General features: G+C 62.5%; 12 protein-coding genes. 6 read left to right on the forward strand and 6 right to left on the reverse strand.

Annotation, left to right across the window (positions count from 1 at the left end):
• Positions 1–89: 89 nt before the first annotated feature.
• Both ONR57_RS11090 and ONR57_RS11095 read right to left on the reverse strand, forming a co-directional pair.
• A complete protein-coding gene (locus ONR57_RS11090; protein WP_374116433.1) occupies positions 90–2,738 on the reverse strand; it encodes a DNA translocase FtsK 4TM domain-containing protein in 2,649 nt (882 codons plus the stop codon).
• Positions 2,739–2,864: 126 nt separating this feature from the next.
• Positions 2,865–3,152 (reverse strand): hypothetical protein, encoded by a 288-nt coding sequence (locus tag ONR57_RS11095; RefSeq protein WP_265123429.1) that lies wholly within the window; start codon positions 3,150–3,152, stop codon positions 2,865–2,867.
• Between the two features lie 172 nt (positions 3,153–3,324).
• On the opposite strand from ONR57_RS11095, the gene ONR57_RS11100 reads away from it, so the two are divergent.
• The gene (locus ONR57_RS11100) at positions 3,325–4,026 is read left to right on the forward strand and encodes a hypothetical protein (protein ID WP_265123430.1); all 702 of its coding nucleotides are present in this window, start codon (positions 3,325–3,327) and stop codon (positions 4,024–4,026) included.
• Positions 4,027–4,031: 5 nt separating this feature from the next.
• Here the strand turns inward: ONR57_RS11100 and ONR57_RS11105 are convergent, their stop codons facing one another.
• From ONR57_RS11105 to ONR57_RS11115, 3 genes are all read right to left on the reverse strand, one after another.
• Entirely contained in the window at positions 4,032–5,870 is a 1,839-nt protein-coding gene (locus tag ONR57_RS11105) for an NAD(P)/FAD-dependent oxidoreductase (protein WP_265123431.1), read from the reverse strand.
• Between the two features lie 166 nt (positions 5,871–6,036).
• A complete protein-coding gene (locus ONR57_RS11110; RefSeq protein ID WP_265123432.1) occupies positions 6,037–7,053 on the reverse strand; it encodes a LacI family DNA-binding transcriptional regulator in 1,017 nt (338 codons plus the stop codon).
• Positions 7,054–7,073: 20 nt separating this feature from the next.
• On the reverse strand, positions 7,074–8,804 hold the full coding sequence (locus ONR57_RS11115; RefSeq protein WP_265123433.1) for a glycoside hydrolase family 13 protein: 1,731 nt from the start codon (positions 8,802–8,804) through the stop codon (positions 7,074–7,076).
• A 158-nt stretch (positions 8,805–8,962) separates the two neighbouring features.
• Between ONR57_RS11115 and ONR57_RS11120 the strand changes: the two genes are divergently transcribed.
• The 5 genes from ONR57_RS11120 to ONR57_RS11140 are packed head-to-tail and all read left to right on the forward strand — an operon-like array spanning position 8,963 to position 15,492.
• Complete coding sequence (locus ONR57_RS11120; protein WP_265123434.1) at positions 8,963–10,210, forward strand: maltose ABC transporter substrate-binding protein; 1,248 nt, start codon at positions 8,963–8,965, stop codon at positions 10,208–10,210.
• A gap of 9 nt (positions 10,211–10,219) precedes the next feature.
• A complete protein-coding gene (locus tag ONR57_RS11125; RefSeq protein ID WP_265123436.1) occupies positions 10,220–11,836 on the forward strand; it encodes an ABC transporter permease subunit in 1,617 nt (538 codons plus the stop codon).
• A 1-nt stretch (position 11,837) separates the two neighbouring features.
• Positions 11,838–12,740 carry a sugar ABC transporter permease gene (locus ONR57_RS11130; protein ID WP_265123438.1) on the forward strand — a complete coding sequence of 301 codons (903 nt, stop codon included), beginning with the start codon at positions 11,838–11,840 and terminating at the stop codon, positions 12,738–12,740.
• Positions 12,741–12,776: 36 nt separating this feature from the next.
• Positions 12,777–13,856, forward strand: a complete 1,080-nt coding sequence (locus ONR57_RS11135) for an ABC transporter ATP-binding protein (protein WP_265123439.1) — start codon at positions 12,777–12,779, stop codon at positions 13,854–13,856.
• A 19-nt stretch (positions 13,857–13,875) separates the two neighbouring features.
• Positions 13,876–15,492 carry a glycoside hydrolase family 13 protein gene (locus tag ONR57_RS11140; protein WP_265123440.1) on the forward strand — a complete coding sequence of 539 codons (1,617 nt, stop codon included), beginning with the start codon at positions 13,876–13,878 and terminating at the stop codon, positions 15,490–15,492.
• 16 nt (positions 15,493–15,508) lie between these two features.
• On the opposite strand, the gene ONR57_RS11145 is transcribed toward ONR57_RS11140, so the two are convergent.
• Positions 15,509–16,915, reverse strand: coding sequence for an HAD-IG family 5'-nucleotidase (locus tag ONR57_RS11145; RefSeq protein ID WP_265123441.1), 1,407 nt, complete (start codon positions 16,913–16,915; stop codon positions 15,509–15,511).
• Positions 16,916–17,026 lie beyond the last annotated feature (111 nt).

The raw sequence follows: 17,026 nt of genomic DNA on the forward strand, positions 1-17,026 counted from the left end.
ATGACGACACCATCGCGTGAGGGATACTCCCCTTCGGTTGCTCTATTGAACCATCCCCGGCGGAGTTTTGCCGCCGGGGATGAAACAAATCACGCCTGTGCCTCGTCTCCTACGTCACCGCCACCGCTCAGCGCGGCTAGCACAGAGTCCAGCTCGTCCGGTTTCACGAGCACTTCTCGCGCTTTTGACCCCTCGCTTGGCCCCACGATGCCGCGGGTTTCCATCAAGTCCATCAAGCGGCCCGCTTTGGCGAAGCCAACTCGAAGTTTTCGCTGCAGCATCGAGGTAGATCCGAACTGGCTCGAGACGACGAGCTCAACGGCCTGCAGCAGGTGGTCGAGGTCATCCCCGATGTCGGAATCGATGTCTTTTTTGTCGCCGGGCTTTGCGGTCGTGACGCCCTCTTGGTAATCCGGATCCGCCTGGGTTTTCGAGAAGTCAACGAGCGCGTGGATCTCTTCGTCGGTGACAAACGCGCCCTGCAGGCGAACTGGCTTCCCTGCGCCCATTGGCAGGAAGAGGCCGTCACCCATACCGATCAGTTTCTCCGCCCCTGGCTGGTCCAGGATGACGCGGGAGTCGGTCAGTGATGACGTCGCAAATGCCAGCCGCGACGGCACGTTTGTCTTGATCAGCCCCGTAACAACGTCGACAGACGGCCGCTGCGTCGCAAGAACGAGGTGGATGCCCGCCGCACGTGCCTTCTGTGTGATCCGGACAATCGCATCCTCGACATCGCGCGGCGCGGTCATCATGAGGTCGGCAAGCTCGTCGACGATCGCGAGGATGTACGGGTATGGACGGTACTCGCGTTCGCTGCCGAGTGGTGTCGTGATTTCGCCCGAGCGAACCTTTGCGTTGAAGTCGTCAATATGCCGCACCCGGCTGGCCTGCATATCCTGATACCGCTGTTCCATCTCCTCGACCAGCCAAGCCAGCGCCGCAGCGGCTTTCTTGGGCTGCGTGATGATCGGCGTGATGAGATGCGGAATACCCTCGTACGGAGTGAGCTCCACCATCTTGGGGTCGATCAGGATCATCCGTACCTCGTCCGGCGTCGCGCGGGCGAGCAGCGAGACGAGCATGGAGTTGACGAAGCTCGACTTACCAGACCCGGTCGAGCCCGCTACGAGCAAGTGCGGCATCTTCGAGAGATTCGCAGACACGAATTCACCCTCGATGTCCTTGCCGAGGCCAATGACGAGCGGATGGTGGTCCTTGCGCGTGGACGGCGCGGCAAGGACGTCTGCGAGGCGCACCATCTCACGATCAGTATTCGGCACCTCGATGCCCACCGCGGATTTGCCCGGGATCGGCGCGAGCAGCCGGACGTTGTCGGTGGCGACAGCGTAGGCGATGTTGCGTGCGAGCTGCGTGATCTTCTCGACCTTGACCCCCGGGCCGAGCTCGACTTCGTACCGGGTAACTGTCGGGCCGCGGGTGTATCCGGTAACGGCAGCATCGATCTTGAACTGCTCGAGCACCCCAGTGATAGCTTCGATCATCGCATCGTTTGCGGTGCTGCGAAGCTTCGGCGGATCGCCCTTGATAAGCAGCTTCCCAGGAGGGAGCTTGTAGTCGCCCTCAGGCTTGCGGTCGACGATCTTCCCGAAGCCTTTATTCTTCGCCGAATCTTTTGGTGCCGGTTCTGCCTCGCCCTCGGCCGAGCCCTTCATCGGGATTGGCAGCTTCAGCGGGCGGCGCTTGGGTTCCGGGACCGGCGGCGGCAGAACTCCCGCCGCACCACCCGAATTGCCGGTGGGCGGATCGGCCATCGCATCGTCGAGGGTGGGCTGGTGGACGGTTCCACCGTCATCGTCAGCACCGGCACCCTGACGGCGGCGCGATGGGCGGCGCAGCCGCTGAACCGGGGCATCATCGCCGATAGCGTCCGGCCCGTAGTCGTCGTGTTCGTGTCCCTCGTGCCCGGGGAACACTCGCTCTTTCAGGCGGCCGAGTAAGGCGGGGATTTCACGCATTGTCGTGCCGGTTAGCAGCAGCGTTCCGAAGACGACAGCCAGGATGAGTATCGGCGTCGAGAGCCACACGGTGAGACCCTCGCTCAGCGGACCGCCGGCGATGAAGCCGAGGAAGCCTCCGGCACCGCGCCGCAGGTCAGCGTCCTCAGGCAGTCCGGAAAGGACGTGCCATAGGCCGAGCATCCCGGCGCCGAGCATTACCGCTCCCAGCACAAGTCGCGGGCGCGTCTCGGGGTGCGGTTCGGTGCGCATCACGGTGACACCGATGCCCAGGAGCACGATCGGAAGCAGCCATGTCGGTGAGCCGAAGAGGGATCTCAGGCCGAGGTTGACCCACTCCCCCACCGGTCCGCCCGCTGAGAGCCACACGCTCGTTGCAATAATGAGTCCTAGCGCCATCAGCGCGAGACCGGCTCCGTCACGGCGGTGACCGGCTTCAATATCGCCCGCCCGCCCCACGGTGCGGGCCGTGGCTCCAACTCCGCGTGCGAGCACCGTCCAGCCGGATCCTATTCCGCGGCCCACGACGCGTATCGCTGACATACCGCCACCTCCGCGGGGCCGGCTATTGCGGCGTTGTGAACCCCGCACCGCTGGCTTGCGGGGGGACTGACGGTTTGCGCGCTGCGTTTTCTTCGCTGTGGATCGCTGGCCCCCTGATGATGCAGACCTACGGGCAGGGCTTCCTGACGCACGCGCCGACGATCCGCGTGACGCGGATTGCGAGCGCGTGGTGCGTGTCTGAGTCCTGGCTGGCATGTGTGTCAGGTTAGTCGCAATGACACCATCCTGACCATCCACCTCAGGCGTCACAACCAAGTCGTAATCCTGGCTGTGTTGGGGATCACCGCCCATCCGGCGTTTTGTGCGGAAACTCCGCAACCGCTACGACCGGTCGCCGTGGTAGCCACCAACACCCTCGTCGTCGACCCCGTCCCAGAGTGAGTCGTCGTACGGAGTGTCAGGCACCACGATCCGCTCCGCTTGGGGAGCAGGCTGGGTGACCGGGGCAGGCCGTGATTGTTCGAAATCGTCGATATCGATACTCATACGCTCAAGATCGTTGACGAGGCGGCGCACGCTGGGTGCATCTCCGTACTTCATCATCAGCGTCCGCACGGACTGACGTAGCTGCCCAATGCCCCTGCGCAGTTCAGATGTCTCTGTCACCATGTCGGCACCTCCATGCCCGCTCAGCGCTGAGCGCTACCTAAGTGCCCGCCAAACCGGCTGCCCGACGGGCGTACGTTCGAATCTGCCCTCACCCCCACTATGTGTCAAGCATCACATTTCTGGTGGTTTAATCAGACATCGATTCGGTATCAGCTCGGCACGTCGGGGGAAGATGATGATTCGCCGTGACGGTGAGGCCCACAACAGCGGGCACTCGGCAGGTCCCGCTGAGGTTCACCACGTGGCGCACCGCATTGCGACTGTCGCGTGGCTGGCGATCGCCCTGGGACTGACAGTCCAAATACTCGTGCTCGCGGCCCAGCTTGCGGGCGGTGCCACGTTCTCGGGCCCAAGATTTCTCGCGGCGGTCACCCAGGGCGTTTCCTGGTCCGTGATTGTCTGCATCGGGATTGCAGCGGGAACCATCCTCATGCGTGCATCCGTCACGTTCGCCGGTGTCATCGGCTTCGTGTGCGCCCCCGTCGCACTTGGCGTGGCTCGCGGGACGCAGCGGGGCGTGAGCGAACTCCTTGGCCTGCCGGCCGAGGGCATTACCACAACGCTTGTCGCAGTAGCAGCTCTCAAAGCACTTCAGTACGGGTTCCTGGGCTTCATGCTTGCCCGCCTCGTTCAGCATGGGACCGAGCGGCTGCGACCTTACGTGGTCCTCGGGGTCGCCACCGCTGCGACATTTGGCGGTGTCATCGTCGTTGTCACCGCTATGATTGCGCGCAGCGCTGGCACACCCGTCACCACATCTGGTCTGGCTGGCCTCATGGTGAACGAACTCGTCTTCCCGCTTGGCTGTGTTCTCGTGGTCTTCACCGTGCAAACCGTCGCACGACTGCAGCCACGGCCTCCTGGCGGTAGCTGACGGCGTCAACTCAGGTGGTGCACGTCCTGAAGTCCGTACACCGGCGTGGGGATGCCCTCGTAACGCGCCTTGAGCTGCAAGGCAAGATACAGCGAATAGTGACGTGACTGATGCAGATTGCCGCCGTGGAACCACAGCCCTTTTTGCTGAGTCGGCTTCCACATGTTGCGCTGCTCGCCCTCCCACGGACCCGGATCTTTGGTCGTGTCAGAACCGAGGCCCCACACTTTCCCCACTTTGTCCGCGACGTCCTGTCCGATGAGGTCAGCTGCCCAGCCGTTCATCGACCCATATCCGGTGGCGTACACAACCACGTCGGCCTCCAGCTCGGTGTCGTCGTCGAGGATCACGCTGTTCTTCGTGAGTTCCCGGACGTTGCCGTGTGCGAGCTTGATCTCACCGTCCGCAACGAGTTCTGCGGCACCGACGTCGATGTAATAGCCGGAACCGCGCCGCAGGTATTTCATAAAGAGACCTGACCCGTCATCGCCCCAATCGTGCCGGAACCCGGCCTTCTCGAGCCGATCGTAGAAGTCAGCGTCCCGCTCCCGGATCTTTTCGTAGATGGGAATCTGGAACTCGTGCATGATGCGGTACGGGATGGACGCAAACGTGAGGTCCGCCTTTTGTGTCGTCATCCCCGCTTTGAGCGCGCGCTCGGAGTAAAGATCTCCGAGGCCGAGTTCCATCAGCGAGTCGGATTTGACGATGTGCGTTGAGGAGCGCTGCACCATTGTGACGTCAGCATCCGCCTCCCACAGAGCGGCGCAGATGTCGTGCGCCGAGTTGTTGGCGCCGATCACCACAGCCTTCTTCCCGCTGTACCGGTCCGGCCCCGGATGCTGGCTGGAATGGTGCTGATCTCCCGCAAACTTGTCTTGCCCGGGGAAGACGGGGATGTTCGGTTTCCCTGACATGCCGGTCGCGAGCACGAGCTGCTTCGGCCGAAGGATGAGATCCTCACCGTCACGGTTGACTCGGACCTTCCACTCCCCCGACGCTTCGTCGAACGACGCGGACGTGCACGTCGTCGAACTCCAGTAAGGCACCTCCATGACCTTCGTGTACATCTCGAGCCAATCACCGATCTTGTCCTTCGGCGTGAACACCGGCCAGTTGTCCGGGAAAGGCAGGTACGGGAGGTGGTCGTACCACACCGGGTCGTGCAGGCAGAGCGACTTGTATCGCTTTCGCCACTGATCCCCGGGTCGTTCGTGCTTGTCGATGACGATTGCAGGCACGCCGAGTTGCCGCATACGCGCGCCGAGTGCGATACCGCCCTGTCCCCCGCCGATGATCAGTACGTAGGGCTGGCGCGTGTAGCCCAGTTCCTGCGCTTCGCGAGCACGATGATCAGCCCAGGTGACGCGTTTCTTGTTCGCGCCGTGCACTACGCCCTTGGGGCGGCGCTCGCCCCGATTCTCCTCGTGGCCCTTCAATTCCTGCAGGGCGGTGAGCAACGTCCATGCGCCCTCCTCCTTCAGGCGGAGGTGGCCGGATCCGCGCCCGGTAGCGGTGTCGAAGCTGATCCACGCGCTGATCACCCCGTCGGCTTCAGTTGGCGGTTCGGTGGTGCGGAAGCCCGAAGGATCGGTCATCTCCAGTTGCGCGGTGAGGAGTTCCGCGATGCCGGCGCGTCCCTCGACAGTCTTCAGATTCCAGGTAAACGCGACAAGATCACGCCAGAAGCTGTCGGTGGCGAAGAATCCTGCAGCCCTCTCGATATCGCGCTCGGCAAGTGCGTACTCAAACTCCGCTAGCCACGCATCGACGCGCTGCTGCGGCGTGAGTTCCAGCTCGGGCAACTGCGCTAACTCTTCGTGGGGGACAAGCATGTCGGTCATCGGGACTCCTTCATAAACGGGCCTGTGACCTAGAGCACACCTCCAACGGGAGGTGTGCGGCAAGGGTTGCGGAGGGTTGCACCGCGAGGGCACCCGCGATACGTGTGCACAAAAGCGCACCCTCAGGCGCGGGAGGCGGCGCGTATCTGCACACGTATGGCGCTGGTCACGCGCCGGGCACCGAGGTGCTCGACCGCACGACGAACTGCGTTTCGACTGTGATGCTGTCCGCGGGCATCGATCCCGCGCCGGACGCAAGGTGATCCAGCAGCATCCGCACGGCCTGCATGCCCTGTCGCGCAGGGAATTGCGCGACTGTAGTGAGACCCACCGTCTCGCCCAGTGGGTTCCCGTCGACGCCGATAACAGAGAGATCCGCGGGCACCCTGAAGCCCAAGTCACGCGCCGCGAGGATCGCACCGACCGCCATCTCGTCGGATGAACAGAACAGCGCCGTCGGCCGCCTGCCTGGGCTGGCCAGCAACTGCTTCGCTTTCTTGTAACCATCGCCAACCGTGTAGTCGGCCGCGATGTCCCATTGCGGGACCGGTTCAACACCCGCCTCACGCAGCGCCAATCGGTAACCCTCGCGACGATCCGATGACATGGGAAAGTAATCCCGGCTCGTTTCGTCCAAACCACCGAGGTGCGCGATCTCGCGGTGTCCCAGCCCGATGAGGTGCTCAGTGGCAAACCGGGCAATCTTGTGCTCGTCGAGATGCAGACTCGGCACGCCCGGCACCAAGCCGCCGATTTCGACGATCGGTTTGTCTACATCCAGAAGTTGCTGGAGCTCTGACTCGTCGAGCCGCAGCGCGACCGCCACCACGGCATCGAGACGTTTTCTGAGCAAGAAGTCGGCAAGTACCCGCTCCCGCTGCCCCTCCTGCTCAAAACTGTAGAGCGAGAGATCATATCCCGCACTCATTAGCTGGGCGGTTGCGCCATCGAGCAGTTCAGCAAAGAACCACCTGTTGATGTAGGGCATGATGACGCCGATTGTCCGGCTGCGCCCGGACGCGAGACTCGATGCCGCATAGGACATCACGTAGCCAAGCTCCTTTGCGGCAGCAAGGACGCGGTCGCGCGCTGCGGGCGACACATGCCCGCGGCCGCTGAGCGCGCGTGAGGCGGTGGCCGTGGAAACCCCGGCTCGTTCCGCGACGTCCTTGATCCCGGCCACTGCCCCTCTTCGGTTCGCTGTCACATGAGTCTTACCCAGACACCGTGTCCTGGCCGCAGGCAGCCATCCGCCACCGCACCCGCCGCGCTGGTGAGCAACACCTCCGAGCGCGGCAAGCGCACGTCCGTGTCACCCATGTTCACCATTACCAGGACATCGCGGTTCACAAACGCGAGGCACGCCGTGTCATCGTAATCGGAAAGCCAGCTTAGCGACCCATGTCCGAGGTCCTTCTTTCGCCGCAGTTCCAGCGCAGCGGTATACAACGACAGGGTTGAGGATGCGTCGTGGCGCTGACGGTCCCGCGCGAACTCGTCCCAGCCAGCAGGCTGGGGCAGCCATGTGGTTCCGCTCCGGCTGAATCCTGCCGCGGCAGCGGCGCTATTCCACGGCAGCGGCACTCTGCTGCCGTCACGCCCGAGCCGGGCGCCGGCCGTGCGCCGGTACGTCGGGTCCTGGCGGAACGAATGCGGCATCATCGTGTGGTCCGGGAGGCCGAGTTCCTCACCCTGGTACAGGTACACGACGCCCGGCAGCCCGAGCATCATCAGCGAGGCCGCGCGTGCTCGCACCTGGCCGAGTTGCAGATTTGGCTGCTGGTCTTCCGGCCCGAGGCCGTCACCGGGCCGCGCTGGCACGCCTTCTACGCCGAGTCGTGTTGCATGGCGCGGAACGTCATGGTTGGAGAGCACCCACGTGGTTGGTGCCCCCACCGAATCGAATGCGCGCAGCGACTCCTCAATCACGGTGCGGTATTTCGCCGCGTCCCACGGGCAGGAAAGAAACGCGAAGTTGAAGGTCTGATGCATCTGGTCCGGACGCACCCAGTTCACGAGCCGGTCCAGCGGATCGATACTGGCCTCCGCGCACAGGACGCGGTCCTCACCGTACTCAGCGAGCACTTCACGCCATCTGCGATAGATGTCGTGAAGGGCGGGCTGCCCGAACATGGGGGCGAGATGACCTGGATAGTCCTCGGTGCCAACGCCGTCCGGGCGGCCATGCCAGTCTGGAAGCCCATCCTTCTTCACCAGCGAGTGCGCGACATCGACGCGGAAGCCAGCGACACCGCGGTCCAGCCAGAACCGGAGGATTCGCTCAAACTCCTCGTGGACCGCCGGATTATCCCAGTTGAAGTCGGGCTGCGACGAATCGAATAGGTGCAGGTACCACTGCCCCGGCGTACCATCCGGCTCCACCACCCTGGTCCAAGCGGGTCCGCCGAAATGTGATTGCCAGTTATTCGGGGGCTCGGCGCCGTCCGCGCCTTTCCCATCCCGAAAGACAAACAGCGCGCGTTCAGGGCTGCCCGGGCCCGCCGCCAGCGCCGCCCGGAACAGCGAGTGCTCCTCCGAACAGTGGTTGGGCACGAGATCGACAATCACCCGGATGCCCAGCTCACGAGCACGTTCCACCACGTGGTCGAAGGTGTTCAGGGTTCCGAATATCGGGTCGACATCGCAATAGTCACTGACGTCATAGCCACCGTCACGCTGAGGTGAGGGATAGAACGGCGACAGCCACACGGCGTCCACACCTAGCTCGGCGAGCTGATCCAGTTCCGCGGCAACACCCGCGAGGTCGCCGTTTCCGTCGCCGTCGAAGTCACGAAACGAGCGCGGATACACCTGGTAAATCACCGAGGAACGCCACCATTGCGCGACGCCCTCCGCGGTGTCCGCGGGGTGGATTGCGGTCAGCTCGGCGGGTGCGACCGGATCTGACTGAATATCGGAAGGAAGCGCTGACATGAGATCGATGATACGCCGTGTGGAATCGCTTGCATAGATGTTTACAAGGCGTTATGTGCTTTTCCATGATGTTCTAGACAATGCTTCTGGAATCGCTTACTCTTGTGATTCACTTCACCTCTTCGAGTTCGCGCGTATCCGATCACACGGAGTTTTTGATGAAAAGACGTACCCGCCACGCCGCGTCAGCGGCTGCGGCACTGACGGTATCGACGGCACTGCTCGCATCGTGCGCATCCAGCGACGGGCAGGGCGAGGCGGTCCAGCAGCTACTCGGCCAGACCGGAGGTGCTATCACGATCTGGGCGGGCGAGGACACTATCCGCGGCTTGAGTGACATTGTCGAGGAGTACGAGTCCGACACAGGGATTCCCATCCGCTTCGTCCAGCGTGACGCCAGCGCCCGCACAATGAGCGAGTTCATCACGCAATCCCCCATGGGCCAGGGCCCCGACATCATCGTGTCGCCACACGACAACCTCGGACAGCTCGTGGCGAATGGCTTGCTCGCACCGATCGAACTCGGCGATTACGAGGATGAATTTCTTGAGGTGGCAGTCCAGGCACTCACCTATGACGGCGTTGTCTACGGGGTGCCGTTCGCGGTCGAGAACATCGCGGTGCTCCGCAACAACGCGCTGACCACCCACGAACCCGGTACCTTCGGCGAACTCATCGCTGACGGCCAGCGGCTCGTAGACGCGGGTGAAGCCAGTTTCCCAGTGTCGATTCCTCAATCCCCAGATGCTGGCGACCCCTATCACCTATACCCCCTTCAAACCTCCTTCGGCGCACCGGTTTTCGAAACCGATGAAGATGGTGCGTATACCGCTGACCTCGGTATGTCCGGACCAGAGGGTGAAGCGTTCGCGCAATACCTCAGCGAACTGGGCCGATCGGGTGTCCTCAACACCTCGATGACACCCGATATCGGCAAAGAAGCGTTCATCAACGGCCGCTCGCCATACATCTTGTCGGGGCCCTGGAATGTCAACGACTTCGAGGAAGCCGGACTCGATCTCACGCTGCTTCCTGTGCCTCCGGCTGGGGAGCACCCCGCCCAGCCTTTCGTGGGAATTCAGGCATTCTTCGTGAACGCCAACTCGCAGAACTCGCTGCCCGCCAACGACTTCTTGCTCAATTACGTCACTCGCCCGGATGTGCAGCTCTCCCTGTTCGAAGCCATGGGCAGACCGCCCGCGATCGAAGCCGCCATCGATTCTATTAACGACAGACCGCTCCTTGCCGCGTACGCCGATGTCGCCGCCGACGGCGCGCCCATGCCCGCCATCCCGGAGATGCGAACAGTGTGGATGTTCTGGGGCACCACACAAAACGGCATCGTCGACGGACACCCCGACCCCGTCACGCTCTGGCGCCGCATGATCACCAGCATTGAGAACTAAGGACTCACCATGACGTCACAGATCACCGCGCCCCCACCGGAACCGCAAGTGTCGGAGGCGAACTCAGGGGTGCGACGGCGCCGGCGCGCCCACAGCCATGGCTTCAGCGGCGGCTTCGTCGTGAAGCTTGTGCTGATGGCTCTCATCAATGCCTTCGGGCTTTATGGGGTTCTCGCGTCCTGGGCTGTCGGCAATACCGGAATACTCGTCTTCCTGCTCGTCACGCTTGTCGCCGTCAACGCCGTATACTTCACACCAACCCGGCGTTTACTGCCCGCGAAATACTTCGCACCGGGGCTGGTCTTCCTTCTTATCTTCCAGATCTTCGTGGTGCTCTACACAGCGAGCGTCGCGTTCACCAATTACGGTGACGGCCACAATTCGTCGAAAGAAGACGCGATCCGTGCGCTCACGCAGCAGCATGAGCAGCGGGTGCCGGGCACTCCGGCGTTACCGCTGACGGTGGTGCAATCACCCGATGGCGCTCTCGGTTTCGCGACGGTCGACGCGACGGGCACAGTATTCGCGGGCACCGGCGACGAACCTTCCGCACCGGTGCGTGACGCCGAGGTTGGTGCCAATAACACCGTTGTATCGCTCCCTGGTTACGAGATCCTCGACTTTTCCACAGTGATCGCCCGGCAAGAATCCGTACTGAACCTTCGGGTGCCGGTCGACGGCGGGGGCTTCCTGCGCACCAATGACGGCCGCGTTGCCTTCACCTATGAGCCGGGACTTGTCTACGACGAAGCCAGTGACACGATGACAGCCGCGGACGGAACCGTCTACACCGCAACGGAAGACGGACTCTTCGTCGCCGCTGACGGGACTGCCCTTGCGCCCGGCTGGACTGCGGGTGTCGGTTTCGCCAACTTTGCCGCAATCTTCGACAAAGACGTGCTCGGCGGCCCGTTCCTCTCAGTGACACTGTGGACCTTCGCGTTCGCAGCGCTCTCGGTGGCGACAACCTTCTTTCTGGGCCTGTTCATCGCGATGCTGTTCAATGACGCCTCCATGCGCGGACGGAGTATTTACCGCGCAATCATCATCCTGCCCTACGCATTTCCGGGCTTCCTCGCAATTCTTATCTGGGCTGGCTTGCTGAACCGCGATTTCGGCTTCATCAACGAGGTGCTTTTGCGGGGGGCGGTGGTTCCATGGCTCAGCGATCCGTGGCTCGCGAAACTCAGCATCATCCTGGTGAATCTCTGGCTTGGGTTCCCCTACATGTTCCTCATCGCAACCGGTGCGCTGCAGTCAATTCCGGGTGAACTGTATGAGTCAGCCCGCATGGACGGAGCCGGCCGCTGGCGCGCGTTCAAGTTCGTCACATTACCGCTGCTCCTCGTTGCGGTGGGACCGCTGCTGATCGCGAGCTTCGCGATGAACTTCAACAACTTCAACATCATCTATCTGCTCACTCAGGGCGGACCGCGGAATCTGGATTCCGCAACGGGCGTCGGCGCCACCGACATTCTCATCACATTCGTGTACAAGATTGCGTTCGAAAGCGGCGCAAACCAATACGGACTCGCGAGCGCCATGTCGATCCTCATTTTCATCATGGTCGCGGTGGTGTCCGCGATCGCCTTCCGGCGGAGCAAAGCACTCGAGGAGATCAGCTGACATGTCCACACTCACTCGCTCCGAGCTTCCGGTGGCACCACGCAAACGTTCAGCGCTGCAGATGTTCCGGCAGAGCGGCTGGCGTCACGCGGTAGCCGCACTCATCGTAATCTACGCGGTGTTCCCGCTGCTCTATGCATTCTCCGCGGCCTTCGGAGAAGGCGGCACGCTGCTCGGCTCGAACCGGCTGTTCTCGACGCTATCGCTGAACAACTTCCGCGAGCTGCTCTCCGACCCGCAGAATCCGTTTGTCACCTGGTTCCTGAATTCAATGTTCATCTCCTCGGTGACCGCCGTCGGTACCGTACTGATGGGCGCGGCAGCGGCATACGCTTTCTCGCGCTTCCGTTTCCGTGGCCGGAAAACTGGGCTGATGAGCCTGCTCATCATTCAGATGTTCCCCCAGCTACTCGCTTTCGTCGCGATCTTCCTGCTGCTTGCCTCCCTTTCTGAGGTGTACCCGTTCCTCGGCCTTAATACCCAGCTCGGCTTGATCATGGTGTATCTCGGTGGCGCGCTCGGCGCCAACACGTTCCTCATGTACGGCGTCTTCAACACGGTGCCAAAGGAACTCGACGAGGCTGCACGCATCGACGGCGCGACCCACGCACAGATCTACTGGACGATCATCCTGCGCCTGATCACACCGATCCTCGTAGTCGTTGGACTTCTTGCGTTCATCGCGTCCTTCTCCGACTTCCTGCTCGCCCGGATCGTCCTGCAGGACCCTGACCGGTGGACCGTCGCCGTCGGCCTCTACCAGTTCGTTTCTGTCGAATTCGGTGAGAAGTGGGGTGTATTCACCGCCGGTGCGGTGCTTTCCGCCATCCCCGTCGTCCTGCTGTTCCTGTTCCTGCAGCGCTACATCGTGTCCGGTCTCACCGGCGGCGCTGTCAAGGGCTAGCTCACCTCGTTCATTCACGACAAAGGATCACTCATCATGGCACCCATCACCTTCGACAACACCACTCGGCTCTATCCCGGGACAGAACAGCCCGCAGTCGACCGGCTCAACTTGCACATCGAGGACGGCGAGTTCCTCGTGCTCGTCGGCCCATCGGGATGCGGCAAATCAACATCGCTGCGCATGCTCGCCGGACTCGAGGAAGTCAACGCTGGCCGCATCCTGGTCGGCGGGCGCGACGTCACCCACGTCGACCCGAAGGACCGCGACATCGCGATGGTTTTTCAGAACTACGCGCTCTACCCACACATGTCGGTTGCCGAGAACATGGGGTTCGCGCTGAAGCTCGCGAAGACACCCAAAGCAGAGATCGCCAAGCGGGTTAAGGAAGCGGCGGCGCTTCTCGATCTCACTACCTACCTCGACCGCAGACCCAAAGCCCTCTCGGGCGGGCAGCGTCAGCGCGTCGCGATGGGACGCGCGATCGTCCGCGATCCACAGGTCTTCTTGATGGACGAACCACTATCGAACCTCGACGCGAAACTGCGCGTGCAGACTCGCACCCAGATTGCCCAATTGCAGCGCCGGCTCGGAACAACCACCGTGTACGTGACGCACGACCAGGTAGAGGCGATGACCATGGGCGATCGCGTCGCTGTCCTCAAAGGAGGTGTGCTGCAGCAGTGCGCGCCACCGCGTGAGCTGTACCGCTCACCCAAGAACGTGTTCGTCGCGGGATTCATGGGCTCACCCGCGATGAACCTGATGACCCTGCCGCTCAGCGACCGGGGAGTAGTGCTGGGCGAGCAGATCGTCCCCGTGCCGCGCGCCACACTGTCGTCCGTTGACAGCTCGGAAGTCACCTTCGGCATCCGTCCGGAACATGTCGAACTCAGCGATTCGGGATTACCGCTCGAGGTCGACGTCGTCGAAGAACTCGGTTCTGAGGCTTTTATTTTCGGCCGGGCATACATCAACGGAGCACAGCAACAACTCGTCGCGCGGGTGGATTGGCGCAATCCCCCCGCGAAGGGCGAGATGATCCATGTCCGGATCGATGAGACTCACGCACACCTCTTCGACACCACTGACGCGGGCGATCGGCTCGCGGTCTAATCGACCTTCGAGGAGCAGAATGCAAAACTGGTGGAAATCCGCGGTCGTCTATCAGGTGTACATCCGCAGCTTTGCTGACGCCAACGGGGATGGCGCAGGCGACCTCAACGGTCTGCGATCGAAGCTGCCCTACCTTTCCAGCCTCGGCGTGGACGCAATCTGGATTACGCCCTGGTACCCGTCCCCGATGGCCGACGGCGGCTATGACGTTGCCGACTTCCGCGACATCGAACCCGCGTACGGCACGCTCAGTGACGCTGACGCGCTAATAGCCGAGGCACATGAGCGCGACCTCAAGGTCATTATCGACATCGTGCCTAACCACACGTCTTCCGAGCATCCGTGGTTTAAGGCACTACTGAGCGGCGATCCGGCAGCCCGGAAGAAGTTCGTCGTGCGCACCGGCAGCGGACCACGCGGGGAATCGCCGCCCAACGACTGGACCAGTGCTTTCGGTGGCCCAGCATGGTCCCAACTGCCAACCGGTGAGTGGTACCTGCATCTCTACGCACCTGAGCAGCCCGATCTGAACTGGGACAACCCCGAAGTGCGCGCCGAATTCGAAGACATCCTTCGGTTCTGGTTCGACCGCGGGATCGACGGATTCCGGATCGACGTCGCGCACGGCCTCATCAAACACCCTGATCTGCCCGATGCAGGCCCGCGGCCCGACGATTGGCGGACACAGCCGCACCCGGCTCGGGACCAAGACGGCGTGCACGAGATCTATCGGGCCTGGCGCAAGATCGCGCAATCCTACTCACCCGAACGTATTTTCGTCGCAGAAGCGGTGGTTCCCACAAACAACCGCCTAGCCCGGTACCTCAGGCCCGACGAACTGCACACCGCATTCCAGTTCGACTTCACCCGAGCGCCGTGGCGCGCTGAAGCGCTGCGCAACGTCATTGACGACGCACTCATTCAGGCCGACATCGTGGAAGCGCCCGCAACCTGGGTACTCGCGAGCCACGATATTCCGCGACCCGTCACGCGTTACGCGCGCACGCAACCGAGCTTCGACGTCCAGCCGGAATGGGACCGGGCGCGCTGGGCGGCAGAACAGCCCGACCACGTGACCGGCCGCCGTCGTGCCCGCGCTGCCGCGCTCCTGCAGCTCGCCCTCCCCGGTACTGCGTACATCTACCAGGGCGATGAGCTTGGTCTCGAAGAGGTCGAGGATCTGCCCGCCGATTCTCGCCAAGACCCAACATGGCAGCAATCCGGGTACACCGATGTCGGCCGGGACGGGTGCCGGGTACCGCTGCCCTGGTCGGGCACAAGTCCGCCCTTCGGGTTCTCCCCCGGTGAGGAACAGCCGTGGCTGCCGCAGCCCGCGCATTGGGGTGACCTGACCGCCGCCGCTCAGCAGGCAGATGCGGCATCGTGTCTGCAGCTTTACCGATCAGCAGTCGGCCTGCGCAAGGCATTGCTGCCACCGGCTACGCCACTGCAGTGGGTTACAGGGATCCCCAAGGACGTTGTCGCGTTCGCGCGTGACGGCTTCCAGTGCTGGGTCAACGCGGGGCGGAACCCGGTGCGACTGCCGTACGGATGGAAAGTAGTGCTCGGCTCGATACCGGACATTGACGTTGTGCTGCCGCCGGATTCGGCCGCGTGGCTGACGCGAAAGGCGTGACAGAGAGCGCACGCGTTTAGCTGCGCGTACCCGGAACGTCGTGCGGCAGGCTGGTGCGGGTGGCGCGAAGAAACGCGTACGGAGTGTGTTTGCCGAAATTCGACACGCGCGACGTGTAGACGTCCGCGAACTTCTCCACCTGCCGCGCAAACAAGCTCTTGTCGTTGCCCGCCCGCATCAACGGTCCCCACACTGGATTACCGAGCGTGCCTGCAGCCTGCGCCAGGGGTGCGATTTCTTGGTCGAGTTCACGGATGTTCTCGTAGAGCGCATTGATGTCCGTGTCATCGGAATCGGTGGCGTTCCCCCGCGCGGCAGCCTGGGCACGGCGCAGCCGAGCGCGAGAGAGCTGATCTTCGATTCGTTCCTTGTTCGTCATCAGCGTGCGCAAACGCATCTCGTCGTCCGCGAACTTCGCTGCGTCCGCTATTTCGGCTTCGAGCTCGCTCATAATCAGCGCTGTCCGCCACCGCAGCACTGATTTCGACACGTGAACGTCACCGAATAGGTGGTCGCCGACGTACAGAATCTGCGCACCATCGAGCTGCAGACTGCGTTCGACAAGTCTGGCGCAGCCCCCGTAATACACGCCGCCCGGCTCGAGCAGTCCGATGTGCGGCTCGAGCAGATTGCGCTGCTGATCGACAACGCGAAACGCCGGCGGACTTTCGGAAAAGAAACGCGGCTTGGCGGCAGCGACCACCACAATGTCAAAGAGGTCGCGCCAGTTGCCGCTCGGCATGTGCCGGTCGAAGGCGTAGCTCATCATCGCACGGGTGTACGTCCATTCGCTGTTGGTGATGAGGAGCAGTTTCTTTCCCGCGAGTCTCTGGTCCATTAGCGTTTCCGCGGTCTCCGGGTCGAGATCACAGAACCGATCCGGGTCGGCGGTGATCTCAGCTTTGAGCTCACCCATGGTGTGGGACATGTCCAGGGCCGAAGACACCAGGCCGTACAGCTCGTCGTAGCCCACGGGGCCTTTTATTTCCTCGGCATCGAGCAGGTCAACGAGATGCGCGTAAAGGGCCGCTTCCGACATGGAGAACAGGGTGTTGAGGAACCGGAAGCGCGGCTCCGCCAAGTCGATAAACACCCCGTTATACGAGCGCCGGAGTTCGCTGAAAGTGAGCCGCTGGGTGCCATGCTGGGCCTGGATCACGTACCCGAACCGGGTCGCTTTAACGAGGTTGCCCAGTTCGAGGTCGATAACCAGCCCCTGCAGGTACTTGTCTGGCTCGAAGACGAGATCCTGCACGGGATAACCGCGGCTCGCGAGAACCCGCTTTGCGTGTTCGAACGCAGCCCCCTCCCACTCAGCGGTGCGGTAATGCAGGAGGGTGTAATCCATGTCGTAGCCGATTGCCTCCACAGAACGGAGGTTGAGCGTTCGGTTGGCGTAGACACGACGAGCCGGTTCCGTCACGCCTTGAGCCTACTTGCTTCGGTCCCGCCTCCAAATCCATACGCGCTGGTCAACAGAAACCATCGATTTTCGGGGGTTTTTGTTGACCAGCGCTGATGGATTCGGGTGATG

It is taken from the genome of Hoyosella sp. YIM 151337 (assembly GCF_026041215.1).
GTDB lineage: Bacteria > Actinomycetota > Actinomycetes > Mycobacteriales > Mycobacteriaceae > Hoyosella.